This is a genomic window from Enterovibrio paralichthyis (genome assembly GCF_019209835.1).
Lineage (GTDB): Bacteria > Pseudomonadota > Gammaproteobacteria > Enterobacterales > Vibrionaceae > Enterovibrio > Enterovibrio paralichthyis.
In genome coordinates this window covers 133,490-147,158 of sequence record NZ_JAHUTS010000010.1, presented here as the reverse complement: position 1 = coordinate 147,158, position 13,669 = coordinate 133,490, and the positions used below count along the sequence as shown (strand labels likewise).

Here is a 13,669-nt window from a genome sequence, read left to right as displayed (position 1 = left end):
CATGGCAATTCAGATTCTACCTGCGCGACTGGCCAACCAGATAGCTGCGGGCGAAGTGGTTGAGCGGCCGGCATCGGTAGTCAAAGAGCTGGTGGAAAACAGTATTGATGCGGGGGCAACCCGCATTGATGTCGATATTGAAAAAGGTGGCAGCAAGCTTATCCGCATCCGCGACAATGGCTCGGGGATTGCCAAAGAAGAGCTTGAACTGGCACTGAGCCGTCATGCAACGTCAAAAATCAGCTGTCTTGACGATCTTGAAGCTATCGTCAGTCTGGGGTTTCGCGGCGAGGCACTGGCAAGTATCAGCTCGGTCTCCCGCCTGACCCTGACTTCGCGCACCGTGACCCAGTCTGAAGCCTGGTCAGCCTACGCAGAAGGGCGTGATATGGCGGTGCAGGTAAAACCGGCCGCACACCCGGTAGGTACTACGGTAGAAGTGGTGGATTTATTCTTTAATACGCCCGCCCGTCGCAAATTTCTGCGTACTGATAAAACCGAATTTGGTCATATCGATGAGCTGCTAAAGCGCATTGCGCTCAGCCGGTTTGATGTTGCCATTACCCTTCGCCACAACGGCACCATTGTGCGTCAGTACCGCGCTGCATCGAATGAATCCCAGAAAGAGAAACGTCTCGCGGCGATTTGTGGCCACCAGTTTGTCAAAACCGCTGTGGCGGTTAGCCTTGAACATCAGGGGCTGACACTTCAGGGCTGGATTTGCACCCCTGGAGGTGCCCGCGCACAAAATGATATCCAGCATTGCTTTGTGAATCAGCGGATGATGAAAGACAAGCTCATCAACCATGCTATCCGTCAGGGCTATGAGGCGTCTTTGCGGCCCGATCAGTTCGCAGCCTATGTGCTGTATATCGATATTGATCCACACCAGGTCGATGTCAATGTCCATCCGGCCAAACACGAAGTGCGTTTTCACCAGGCACGGCTGGTGCATGATTTTATTTATCAGGCGGTAGCCGATGCCTTGATGCAAGTGGCTGCTGAACAGGCATCGCAACCGGAATTCGACGTGGTTACAGAGCCTGACATGGTCACTGAAGACTGCGCAACCGAGAGTGAAACGCGGCCAGCCAAAGCCGGAAGCGGCCATAGCTCGCAGGCTGAATATGCGGAATGGCGGTCACAGCCATCAGGCAATACGCGAGCGTCCGGTTTCAGCCAGTCATCGTCTCGTGGTTATTCAGGAGGCGGCAGCTCAGGCTATCGGGCGGACAGCGACAGTGCCCCGACACAGCGTGAACAAAAAGTGTATCAGGCACTGATGACAACGCCCGTCGTCCCGCCACCTTCGCAGGTTAACGAAGCGCCGGTGCCCTTTAACAAAACCCCCGTTAACAGTGCGCCGGTTTCTGTCGGCCACGCTGCTACAGGTTTGGGGAAAGCGCTGGCAATTGTCGCCGCCAAATACCTCTTGCTTAAGCGCGCAGATGACATAGCGTTGCTGGATCTGGATGCGGCATCCCGTCTTGCCCTGTTAGGGCAGTTTCAGGCGGCCGCACACGGTGAAGGGTTGAAAGCGCAGCCGCTGTTAATTCCGCAGGCACTGCCTGTTTCTGCCAGCGAGCTTGTGCTGATTGGCAGACATGAGGCGTTGTTGCAGCAATTTGGTATTGTATTGCGCCAGAAGTCGGCGACACAGGCGATGGTGATGGCGGTGTGCCAGCCACTTCGCCACCAAAACCTGCAGCAAATCGTCCCGGCATTGATGGCATTTATGGCTGAGCAACATGATGCGCTGGATGCCCACGCGCTGTCAGAATGGCTAAGCGACCATGTGATGCAAAAAACAGACGCCTATGGGTTGTCGCAGGCCGTTACACTTATTTCGGATTTAGAAAACTGCTGGCAGGAAGCGCTGGCAGATCATTATTCAACGTTGTTGCGTCCGGTTGACGTGGCAGCGGCAGTAGAAGCATTTAACAATGACTAAGCCATTGCCTAAGGCAATCTTTTTGATGGGGCCAACTGCATCGGGAAAAACCGATCTGGCGATTGCCCTTCGTAAGCAATTTCCAGTGGATATTATCAGTGTGGACAGTGCACTGATCTACCGGGATATGGATATTGGTACCGCTAAGCCCACAGCAGAAGAGCTGGCACAAGCGCCGCACCGTTTGATCGATATCCGCGATCCTTCCGAGGCATATTCTGCCGCCGATTTCCGGGCCGATGCCCTGCGTGAAATGGAAGAGATTGTCGCAAAAGGGAGAATTCCGCTTTTGGTTGGTGGTACCATGCTTTATTTCAAAGCATTATTGGAAGGTCTGTCACCTTTACCATCAGCGGATCCAGTGATTCGCGCTAAAATTGAACTGGAAGCAAAAGAGCACGGTTGGCAGGCGCTACACGACGAATTGTGCCGTATCGATCCGGTAGCCGGCGCACGGATCCATCCAAATGATCCGCAGCGGCTCTCAAGAGCGCTGGAAGTTTTTCGTATTTCAGGTAAAACTCTCACTGAGTTAACTGAAACTAAGGGTGAACCGTTGCCATATGAGGTTCACCAGTTTGCTATAGCCCCTAAGGAAAGGGGAGACCTGCATCACCGAATTGAACTGCGTTTCCAGAAAATGATGGATGCTGGTTTCGAGGAGGAGGTACGTGCGCTGTATGATCGTGGCGATCTGAACCCGGATGTGCCGTCGATCCGCTGCGTGGGGTACCGACAAATGTGGGATTATTTGGCGGGTAGCTGTTCGCTTGACGATGCAGTTTATCGCGGTGTTTGCGCAACCCGTCAGTTAGCCAAGCGTCAGATCACCTGGCTTCGCAGCTGGGATGATTTGACTTGGCTTGATAGCGACAACGCTGGGCTATCGTTACAAACCGTCACAAAGTGTTTAACCTGATTTGACTGAGAGACAGGTATACTCTTTGGCGTTGTATGCAGCGTTGTTGACGTTTTTGTTGCTAATACAACTACAAACCAATAAGGAAAATTAAAAATGGCTAAGGGGCAATCTCTACAAGACCCATTTCTGAACGCACTGCGTCGTGAACGTGTACCTGTTTCTATCTATCTGGTAAACGGTATTAAACTTCAGGGCCAGATCGAATCTTTTGACCAGTTCGTGATCCTGCTGAAAAACACTGTGAATCAAATGGTTTACAAACACGCGATTTCTACTGTTGTACCAGCGCGCCCTGTGAATCATCACCACAACAACCCTGAACGTTCTTCAAACGAACGCCAGCAAGACAAAACCGAGGAGTAACGATCCTTGGTGAGGAGTTGATCGCTTGTTTGACCGTTATGAAGCCGGTGAACAGGCTATTATCGTTCATATCAACTTCACCCAAGAAGGCGAGTGGGATGATCTCAGCGAATGTGAGCTGCTGGTATCGTCAGCGGGGGTGACTCGGTTGCAGACCATTACGGCCAACCGACAATCCCCGCATTCCAAATACTTCGTTGGTGAAGGTAAAGCCCAAGAAATTGCAGATGCAGTCCACATGACAGGGGCTGACGTCGTTATCTTCAACCATGCGCTGTCTCCGGCGCAGGAACGCAACCTCGAACGTCTGTTCAAATGCCGGGTGCTTGATCGTACCGGCCTGATCCTGGATATCTTTGCCCAACGTGCCCGCACTCACGAAGGTAAGCTGCAGGTTGAATTGGCACAGCTTCGTCACCTGTCAACCCGACTGGTTCGCGGCTGGACGCACCTTGAACGCCAGAAAGGCGGTATCGGTCTGCGTGGTCCGGGTGAAACCCAGCTCGAAACCGACCGCCGTTTGTTGCGTGATCGCGTGAAAGCGATTTTGCGTAGATTGGAGAAAGTGGCGAAACAGCGTGAGCAGGGGCGTCGTGCCCGTAGCCGAGCAGAAGTGCCAACTGTATCTTTGGTTGGGTACACCAACGCCGGTAAGTCGACGTTGTTCAACCGTATTACCGAAGCGGGTGTGTATGCAGCTGATCAGCTGTTTGCAACACTGGATCCGACCTTGCGTAAAATCGAGGTTGCGGATGTTGGCGATACGATCCTGGCGGATACCGTCGGATTTATCCGTCATTTGCCGCACGATCTGGTGGCTGCATTTAAAGCGACCTTGCAGGAAACGCAGGAAGCCAGTCTGTTGCTGCACGTGATTGACGCCAGTGATGAACGATTCCGCGACAATATCGACGCGGTGAACGTTGTGCTGGAAGAAATCGATGCTCACGAAGTGCCTACCCTGTTGGTGATGAATAAAATCGACAACATGGAAGACGCCGCGCCGCGCATTGAGCGCGACGAAGAGGGTGTACCGCAAATCGTTTGGGTATCGGCACTGGCAGATCAGGGCATAGATCTGCTTTTTGAGGCGCTGACCGAAAGGCTGGCAGGGACTATGGTAAGCTATCGCTTGCGTATTCCTCCTGCTTCGATTGGCAGAATGCATAGTAAGTTCTGCCAGTTACGTTGTGTCTTACATGAAGAATACGATCAGGACGGGCATTTACTGATCGATGTGCGCTTACCTCAGGCAGATTGGCTGAGGTTAAAAAAACGTGAAGGCAATGAGATTGGCGGCTTTATCGTCAGCTAACAGCCTGATACAGTATAAAAACTATCGTCATATCATACTGATGGAGTTCTCTAATGGCGTGGAATGAGCCAGGAAACAATGGCGGCGGTCAGGATAAGGACCCGTGGGGGAACCGCGGTGGCCGTGACCAGGGACCGCCAGACCTTGATGAGGTGTTTGGCAAGCTGAGCCGCAAACTGAGCGGCTTGTTTGGCGGTAAGAAAGGGCCGTCTTTTGGTGCAGGCGGTGCTGCCGGTTTAGGCATTATTGCCGTTGTGGGATTGGCGATTTGGGGTATCTCAGGCTTCTACACTATCGGTGAAGCGGAGCGTGGTGTTGTGCTGCGTTTCGGTGAATATGACCGCATTGTACAGCCGGGTCTGAACTGGAAGCCAACGTTTATCGATGAAGTAGAGCCGGTTAACGTACAAGCTATCCGTTCACTGCGTGGCTCTGGCCAGATGCTGACCAAAGACGAAAACGTGGTGCGCGTTGAAATGGACGTGCAATACCGCGTAGCAGATCCTGAAAAATACCTCTTCTCTGTGACCAATGCGGATGACAGCCTGCGTCAGGCGACTGATTCTGCACTGCGTGCGGTAGTTGGTGATGCTGAGATGGATGAAATCCTGACCTCTGGCCGTCAACAAATCCGTGAACGTACAGAAGTGGAAATTAACCGCATCGTAGACCGTTATGACATGGGTCTGCTGGTGGTTGACGTCAACTTCGATACCGCACGTCCGCCAGAGCAAGTGAAAGACGCTTTCGATGATGCTATCGCAGCGCGAGAGGATGAAGAGCGTTTTATCCGTGAAGCGGAAGCGTACCGCAACGACATCCTGCCTAAGGCAACCGGTCGAGCGGAGCGTTTGAAGAAAGAAGCGCTGGGTTACAAAGAGAAAACCGTTAACGAAGCAGAAGGTGACGTGGCTCAGTTCGAGAAACTGCTGCCAGAATACCAGGCTGCGCCGGAAGTCACGCGTAACCGCCTGTATCTGGAAACCATGGAAAATGTCTATGGCAACACCAGTAAAGTGCTGATTGATTCTCAGGAAGGTGGCAGCAACCTGCTATACCTGCCTCTGGACAAACTGATGAATCAGGCGCCAGCGCAACAGCGCAATAGTTCTTCAAGCGGTGACAATGCATCTGATTATGGTATCGAGCTCGAGCGCTCCTCGCAGCCGGTCGCACCGAACGCTAACACCCGTCAGTCGACCACGCGTCAGGGGAGATATTAATTATGCGTAAATTATTAATTCCTCTAATTATCGTATCGATTGTTGTTGGCCTGATGTCCGTATTCGTGGTCAAAGAAGGCGAACGCGGTATTGTGATCCGTTTCGGCCGAGTGCTGAAAACTGATGACGACATGGCAAGAATCTATGGCCCAGGCCTGCAATTCAAAGTGCCATTGTTTGACCGCGTACAACTGTTGGATGCCCGCATCCAGACCATGGACGATCAGTCTGACCGCTTTGTAACGTCAGAGAAAAAAGACGTGATCATCGACTCCTACGTGAAGTGGAAGATCAAAGATTTCGGTCAATACTACCTGTCCACAGGTGGTGGCAATCGTTTGACGGCGGAAGCGCTATTGCAACGTAAGGTTGCGGATGGCCTGCGTGCAGAGATCGGTTCGAAGACCATCAAAGAGATTGTGTCTGAGAAACGTGAGCAGGTGATGGCTGATGTACTGACTGAGCTCCAGGAAAGTGCAAATGACATCGGCATTGAAGTGATTGACCTTCGCATTAAGAAGATCAACCTGCCGGATGAAATCAGCGAATCGATTTACCAGCGTATGCGTGCTGAACGTGAAACCGTTGCTCGCCGTCACCGCTCGCAGGGTCGTGAGAAAGCGGAAGTTATCCGCGCTCAGGCTGAACTGGAAGTGGCAACCGTGCTGGCTGAAGCAGAAAAAACTGCCCGTGTAACGCGCGGTGAAGCTGATGCTCAAGTTGCAAATATCTATGCGAACTCGTTCAACAAAGAGCCAGAATTTTATAAATTCCTTCGCTCATTGCAAGCGTACGAGAAGAGCTTCAACAACAAGGGTGATATCCTGGTTGTGGATCCAAACAGCGAGTTCTTCCAGTACATGAAAGAGCCAAACAGCAACGTCAATTAAGCACATTGCTATTGTTAAAAATGAAAGACAAGGCATCGCGCCTTGTCTTTTTTTTACCCCGAATAGATGAGAGAAATCATGGGTAAGGAATTGTGGCTGGCGATTGGTTTGGTGCTGGTTTTTGAAGGTCTAGGGCCGATGTTACTGCCCAACAAATGGCGTGAAATGGTGCGGGAAATGAGTCAGTTATCGGATGCCAACCTTCGCCGTATCGGGGGATGTCTGGTCGTCGCTGGTGCGGTTATCGCATATATGATGTGGCCGTCCAAGTAAATCGAATCAGCAAAAAACTGTGACACCCAGATGACCATAAACAGGACGACGGTTAAAAAATGACTGCATCCTTTTTTTGATGGTGCTAGAATCCCGTTTTAATCATCAACTGACTGGAAAAGATGAGTAATAACGTAGTCGTTCTCGGCACCCAATGGGGTGACGAAGGTAAGGGTAAAATCGTTGATCTGTTGACTGAAGACGCTCAGTACGTCGTTCGCTACCAAGGCGGCCACAACGCAGGTCATACTCTTGTCATTGACGGTGAGAAAACCGTTCTTCACTTGATTCCTTCTGGCATTCTTCGCAACAACGTAAAATGCATCATCGGCAACGGTGTAGTTCTGTCTCCAGACGCACTGATGAAAGAGATGGGCGGTCTGGAAGCACGCGGTATTCCTGTACGTGAGCGTCTTTTCCTGTCAGAAGCTTGTCCGCTGATTCTTCCTTATCACGTAGCGCTGGACATGGCGCGTGAGAAAGCACGTGGCGCGAAAGCAATCGGTACTACCGGTCGTGGTATCGGTCCTGCGTACGAAGACAAAGTTGCACGTCGCGGTCTGCGCGTTGGCGACCTGTTTGATAAAGAAGCGTTTGCCGAGAAGCTGAAAGAAGTGATGGAACTGCACAACTTCCAGTTGGAGCATTTCTACAAAGCTGAACCAGTTAGCTACGAAGAGACGCTGGCTACCGTAATGGAGCAAGCGGACATCCTGACCAGCATGGTTATCGACGTAACCCAAGAGCTGGACGAAGCGCGTAAGCGTGGCGACAAGATCATGTTCGAAGGTGCACAAGGCACGTTGCTGGACATCGACCACGGCACTTACCCGTACGTAACTTCTTCTAACACTACTGCAGGTGGTGTAGCAGCAGGTTCTGGTTTTGGTCCTCGTCACCTGGGTTACATCCTGGGCATTGCGAAAGCATACTGCACCCGCGTAGGTTCAGGTCCTTTCCCGACTGAGCTGTACGACGGTCAAGAGAAACAAGATCCAGTGGGTAAACACCTGGGTACGGTTGGCCACGAGTTTGGTGCGACTACCGGTCGTCTGCGCCGTACTGGTTGGTTCGATGCAGTGGCAATGCGCCGCGCAATCCAGATCAACTCTATCTCTGGTTTCTGTCTGACCAAAATGGACGTACTGGATGGTCTGGAAGAGATCAAGATCTGTACCGGTTACCAGAAAGCTGACGGTACTGTTCTGACTGTTTCTCCAATGGCGGCTGATGAGTACGAAAACATCACGCCAATCTACGAAACCGTTCCTGGCTGGTCTGAAAAAACCTTCGGTGCGAAATCAATCGAAGAACTGCCACAAGCAGCACTGGATTACATCGCGCGTATCGAAGAGCTGACTGGCGTGCCTGTAGACATCATCTCTACTGGCCCAGATCGTAACGAGACCATCATCAAGGTTCATCCTTTCGCGTCTTAATCGGTTTTCGATGAAAAAAGACCAGCCTCCGGGCTGGTTTTTTTTTGCCCATCGCTGCCTATACTGTTGGTAGCACGGCGTGGAAAAAATTCGCCGTAAAAAAGGTAAAGTTCGGCAAATCCTTGCCGATAAAAGTTAGGCAAGACATACCGTCATCAATAACACCTTGCTTAGTGGGAATGCATGAAACTGCGAACCTTGTTTATATCCATGATGCTAGCCAGTTCCTTCGCGAAAGCGGAAGTGGGACCGGCGTTGCCTGTATATGACGATTCGCAGCTGCTCAGACTGTTTGAAACCAATACCCACCTGAAAAAAGTCAAAGCTGATGACTGCCAGTTGCTGCAAGATATTGAAGCGCGAGCAATCCGGGTGGAGTCTCCCTCATACCAGTTCCTGTATGGCGACATGCTGGCATGGGGCGTGTGCGTTGAGCGTGATGTTGAGCAGGGCGTTTTCTACATGCAGTTAGCCGCGCAGCAAGGCTTGCCGGCAGCACTGGAACAGCTAGGGCGTTACTATTCTGTGGGCACTTTGGTGCAGCAGGATAAAGAACGTGCCATTCCGTATCTGCGTGAGGCTGCGTCACTGGGCAACACCCGGGCAAGGCTGCAGTTGGCAGAATTGCTGGTGGCCGACTATGGTAGTCCGTTGGATTATGAAGATGCCTACCGCTGGCTTTACCACACCATCACTGCTGATCAATCGACCCATAATCGTATCGCCTCTCTTCGCCGCGCCCTTGAAGACAAAATGCCAAGGAATGTGATTGCGAGAGCCAAAAAGCGTGACACTTATTGGTAAACCGAATTTCATAAAAATGCCCGCACAAGCGGGCATTTTTGTATTCGATGATTGAGGCGTTAGATGATCTTGTGCGGGCCAAAACATTCGTACTTGATACGGTTTTTATCCACGCCGGCTTCAAGCAGTTGCCTGGCGACATACTGCATAAACGCCACCGGGCCACAGAGATAGAATTCACGTTCGGCGTTGTCCGTCAGTTCCGCTACCTTGGTGATGTCCATCAAACCCTCATGATGCGCATTGTCGCTCTCGGAACGTTCACGCAGCCACACTGTTTGGGTAGCATTTGGGTGCGTCGCAACCAACTGGCTCACATGATCGGAAAAGGCCAGTGTCTCTGCATTTTCAGCGGCGTGCAGCCAGTGAATATGTGCACCATGCTGACCGCTCAGCGACTCCAGCATTGCCAGCATGGGGGTGAGGCCCACTCCGCCAGAAATCAGGGCAACAGGCGTGTCTGAATCTGACTGGAAGAAGAAATCGCCGCTTGGTGGCGCCAGTTCAACGGTGTCGCCTACATTCAGGTGGTCGTGCAGATAATTGGAAACTGTTCCCTTTTCGTCGCGTTTGACCGAGATGCGGTAGCTCCTTCCGTTAGGTGCCGCCGACAGACTGTACTGGCGGATTTCGCGGTTGGCGAACCCTTCAGGCTGCAGGTAAATACCGATGTATTGCCCCGGCAGGAATCCGGCGACTGGCTGACCATCCACCGGCTCGAAGACAAAGCTGGTGATCACCGCGCTTTCCGGCGTTTTACTTACCAGCTTGAAGGTGCGGGTGCCTCGCCAACCGCCTTGGGCTGTTTCGCTCTGCTGATAGATTTCTTCTTCGCGTGTGATAAATACGTCTGCCAGCACGCCATAGGCCTCCGCCCAGGCATCCAACACCGCCTGACCGGGAGAAAGCAGCTCATCAATGGTCGCCAGCAGGTTTTCACCGACAATGGCGTACATCTCTGGGGTGATGTTGAAGCTGGTGTGCTTCTGGGCGATTTTCTCCACCACAGGCAGCAAGGCTGGCAGGTTGTCGATATTGGCGGCGTAACCGTAGACCGCATTGAACAGGGCTTCGCGCTGGGCACCGGTGAACTGGTTGCTCATGTTGAAGATATCTTTCAGCTCAGGGTGGTGGCTGAACATGCGATCGTAGAAATGGGCGGTAAGTTTAGTCCCTGTTTCAGCGATAAGTGGCGCGGTGGATTTTACAATTTCTATAGTGGTTGGGTTGAGCATAGTGGGCTGCCTTTTTTTGTTGTATTTAAAATTTCATTTAAAATGCATCTTTAAAGTTGTATCTGAAATGAATCTTTATCGCAACAAAAAAATTTCCCACGGGGTCTGATAGGACGGCTTGGGGGAAAGGAAAAGAAAATCAGAGAGTACGCGCTATTTATTGCCGATAAGAGTACAATGCCGCGGAGGAGATTTGAAAACGTGCAATTAACCAGCTTTACAGACTATGGCCTCAGGGCGCTTATGTATCTGGCTATGCTGCCTCCCGGAGAGTTGACCAGTATTACCGTGGTCACGGAGAAATATGGGGTATCCCGAAACCATATGGTGAAAATTATCCACCGTATGAGTCAGGCCGGCTTTGTTCAAGCCGTGCGAGGGAAGAACGGGGGGATTCGACTCGGCAAGCCAGCAGAAACGATTGTGATTGGTGAGGTGATCCGTGCGCTTGAGCCATTGCAAGTGGTCAACTGCGCGCCGCAAAACTGCCATATCACGTCAGCCTGCCGCCTGAAATCCGCCATTGCACAGGCAATGGAGGCATTTTTAGCAGAGATGGATAAACACACACTTCACGACATGGTGTCAGGTAACGATGACCTGGCTCACCTTCTAATCCCAGTTCGCCCGCTTTAATTCTCAGCATTTGAGACGGCTTGCCAGTTTTTTCCGGCAATTCCAACGGGCACCCAATTTCTTTTATTTAAAGCGATATACTGATTAACACATGTCGCTAACGGGAATCTTTTATGTCTCAAGACAAAAACCTACACAGCAACGACCCATACCTGGGGCGTGAAGCAGAAAAATACGACAACCCTGTGCCGAGCCGCGAGCATCTTCTTGAAGTGATTAAAGGCTTTACCACACCGGTAAACCGCGACCAGCTTTTTGAAGTGCTAGGTCTTCGCAGCGACGAAGAATACGAAGGCCTGCGCCGCCGCCTGCGTGCGATGGAGCGCGACGGCCAACTGATTTTTACCCGCCGTCAATGTTATGCCCTGCCTGAGCGTCTGGACTTGGTCAAAGGGACCGTGATTGGTCACCGCGATGGCTTTGGTTTCTTGCGCCCAGAAGGGAAGGGCAACCGTGAAGACTGGCTGCTGCCACATCATCAGATGAAACAGGTGATGCACGGTGATTTTATTCTGGCGCAACCTGCCGGTACCGATAAACGTGGCCGCAAAGAAGCACGTGTTGTGCGTGTGCTGGAAGAGCGCAAAGGCCAGATCGTTGGCCGTTACTTTGTGGAAAACGGTCAGGGCTTTGTGGTGCCGGACGACTCGCGCCTGGGTCAGGACATTGTCATTCCGCAGGATGAGCGCAAAGGCGCGCGCATGGGTAACGTCGTGGTAGTGGAAATTTTCCAGCGCCCAACCCGCCAATACAATCCGGTAGGCCGCGTGGTTGAAGTGCTGGGCGAAAACATGGCACCAGGCATGGAAATCGAAATTGCCCTGCGCACTCATGATATTCCACACGTCTGGCCGAAAGAGGTCGAAAAACAGATTAAAAAATTCACCGAGCAGGTGCCGGAAGAAGCCAAAGAAGGCCGCGTTGACCTTCGCGAGCTGCCGCTGGTGACTATCGACGGTGAAGATGCGCGCGACTTTGATGACGCCGTATTCTGTGAGAAGAAGAAATCCGGCGGCTGGCGCCTTTGGGTCGCGATTGCCGACGTGAGCTATTACGTGCGTCCGGACTCTGCGCTCGACAAAGAAGCCGTCAACCGCGGTAACTCGGTCTACTTCCCATCGCAGGTGATCCCAATGCTGCCGGAAGTGCTTTCTAACGGCCTGTGTTCCTTGAACCCTCAGGTTGATCGCCTCTGCATGGTGTGTGAGATGACCATCTCCGAAAGCGGCAATCTGTCTGGCTTTAAACACTATGAAGCGGTGATGAACTCCCATGCACGTCTGACCTATACCAAGGTCGCGGCGATGCTGGAAGGCGACGAAGAGCTGCGTGAGCGCTATGCGCCATTGGTGCCGCACATTGAAGAACTCAACCGCATGTACAAAGCGCTGAAAGCTGCGCGCGAACAACGCGGTGCGATTGAGTTTGAAACCGTGGAAACCAAATTCATTTTCAACGCCATGCGCAAAATTGAGCGCATCGTGCCGGTTGAGCGCAACGACGCCCACAAGATCATCGAAGAATGTATGATCCTGGCCAACATCGCTTCCGCGCGCTTTGTTGAAAAAGCCAAAGAGCCGGCGCTATACCGTGTGCACGAAGCGCCGGGTGAAGAGCGTCTGACCGGCTTTAAAGACTTCTTGAAGGAACTGGGCTTGGCTCTGGATGGTGGTCTTGAACCTTCACCGACCGATTACGCCAAACTGGCGCACGCCATCAATGGCCGTCCGGATCAGGAGCTGATCCAGACCATGCTGCTGCGCTCAATGAAGCAGGCGGTGTATCAGGCAGACAACTCCGGTCACTTTGGTCTGGCACTGAAGCAATATGCGCACTTTACTTCACCAATCCGTCGTTACCCGGATTTGCTGCTGCACCGCGCAATCAAATACCTGATTGCCAAGCAAGAAGGCCGCAACACAGATCGCTGGACGCCGACTGGCGGTTACCATTACTCCACTGATGACATGGATGTGATGGGCGAGCAGTGTTCGATGACCGAACGCCGCGCTGACGATGCGACCCGTGATGTGTCTGACTGGCTGAAATGTGAGTACATGCAGGATCACGTGGGCGAAGTGATGGAAGGTACCATCGCCAACGTCACTGGCTTTGGTTTCTTCGTGCGTTTGAACGAGCTTCACATCGACGGTCTGGTGCACATTTCAAACCTGGATAACGACTACTACAACTACGATATGGTCGGACAAAAGCTGGTGGGTGAAACCTCCGGCCGCATTTTCCGACTTGGCGATCAGGTCACGGTCAAAGTATTATCCGTCAACCTTGATGAAAGGATGATCGATTTCGCGCTGGAAGGGACCACCCGCACAGCCCGTGGTGCAGGTAAAACCGCGCGCAACAAAGCCAAGAAAGGCCGTGCAGAGTCGGGTAAGAACCCGGAAGCACGCCAGGAGCGCACGTCGGTGCGCCAGCAACTGAAGCGTGGCGCGATTCCGAAAGCGGAAGGCGACAAAGCCCCAGACGGCAAGCGTGGCGGTAAAGGCAAGGGCAAGGGGGAAAACCCGGCCCGTAAGAAAACCAAGGCGGAAAAGGCGCGCAAGAAAAAGGCGCAGAAAGGCAAACCCGTTAAAGCAGGCAAGTATAAGAAGTAACCC

12 protein-coding genes are annotated in these 13,669 nt (G+C 52.3%); 11 read left to right on the top strand and 1 reads right to left on the bottom strand.

From position 1 onward, the window contains the following. Position 1: 1 nt before the first annotated feature. The 9 genes from mutL to motX all read left to right on the top strand — a co-directional run bounded on the left by mutL (position 2) and on the right by motX (position 9,180). Positions 2-1,951 (top strand): DNA mismatch repair endonuclease MutL, encoded by a 1,950-nt coding sequence (mutL, locus tag KU854_RS13815; RefSeq protein ID WP_218359075.1) that lies wholly within the window; start codon positions 2-4, stop codon positions 1,949-1,951. Then, positions 1,944-2,870 carry a tRNA (adenosine(37)-N6)-dimethylallyltransferase MiaA gene (gene miaA / locus KU854_RS13810; protein WP_218359074.1) on the top strand — a complete coding sequence of 309 codons (927 nt, stop codon included), beginning with the start codon at positions 1,944-1,946 and terminating at the stop codon, positions 2,868-2,870. The genes mutL and miaA overlap by 8 nt, the downstream gene beginning before the upstream one ends. A 96-nt stretch (positions 2,871-2,966) precedes the next feature. Further along, complete coding sequence (gene hfq, locus KU854_RS13805) at positions 2,967-3,236, top strand: RNA chaperone Hfq (protein ID WP_218359073.1); 270 nt, start codon at positions 2,967-2,969, stop codon at positions 3,234-3,236. A gap of 25 nt (positions 3,237-3,261) precedes the next feature. Continuing rightward, the gene (hflX, locus tag KU854_RS13800) at positions 3,262-4,551 is read left to right on the top strand and encodes a ribosome rescue GTPase HflX (protein ID WP_218359072.1); all 1,290 of its coding nucleotides are present in this window, start codon (positions 3,262-3,264) and stop codon (positions 4,549-4,551) included. A 53-nt stretch (positions 4,552-4,604) separates the two neighbouring features. Beyond that, on the top strand, positions 4,605-5,774 hold the full coding sequence (hflK, locus tag KU854_RS13795) for an FtsH protease activity modulator HflK (protein WP_218359071.1): 1,170 nt from the start codon (positions 4,605-4,607) through the stop codon (positions 5,772-5,774). 2 nt (positions 5,775-5,776) lie between these two features. Further along, entirely contained in the window at positions 5,777-6,664 is an 888-nt protein-coding gene (gene hflC, locus KU854_RS13790) for a protease modulator HflC (protein WP_054779523.1), read from the top strand. A 78-nt stretch (positions 6,665-6,742) separates the two neighbouring features. Beyond that, positions 6,743-6,937, top strand: coding sequence for a DUF2065 domain-containing protein (locus KU854_RS13785; RefSeq protein ID WP_218359070.1), 195 nt, complete (start codon positions 6,743-6,745; stop codon positions 6,935-6,937). Positions 6,938-7,059: 122 nt separating this feature from the next. After that, positions 7,060-8,376, top strand: a complete 1,317-nt coding sequence (locus tag KU854_RS13780; protein WP_054779524.1) for an adenylosuccinate synthase — start codon at positions 7,060-7,062, stop codon at positions 8,374-8,376. Between the two features lie 183 nt (positions 8,377-8,559). Further along, complete coding sequence (gene motX / locus KU854_RS13775; RefSeq protein ID WP_054779525.1) at positions 8,560-9,180, top strand: flagellar protein MotX; 621 nt, start codon at positions 8,560-8,562, stop codon at positions 9,178-9,180. Between the two features lie 59 nt (positions 9,181-9,239). Here the strand turns inward: motX and hmpA are convergent, their stop codons facing one another. Further along, complete coding sequence (hmpA, locus tag KU854_RS13770) at positions 9,240-10,415, bottom strand: NO-inducible flavohemoprotein (RefSeq protein WP_218359069.1); 1,176 nt, start codon at positions 10,413-10,415, stop codon at positions 9,240-9,242. Positions 10,416-10,616: 201 nt separating this feature from the next. On the opposite strand from hmpA, the gene nsrR reads away from it, so the two are divergent. After that, complete coding sequence (gene nsrR / locus KU854_RS13765) at positions 10,617-11,051, top strand: nitric oxide-sensing transcriptional repressor NsrR (RefSeq protein ID WP_054779567.1); 435 nt, start codon at positions 10,617-10,619, stop codon at positions 11,049-11,051. 113 nt (positions 11,052-11,164) lie between these two features. Next, on the top strand, positions 11,165-13,666 hold the full coding sequence (rnr, locus tag KU854_RS13760; protein WP_218359068.1) for a ribonuclease R: 2,502 nt from the start codon (positions 11,165-11,167) through the stop codon (positions 13,664-13,666). The last annotated feature ends 3 nt before the right edge of the window (positions 13,667-13,669 follow it).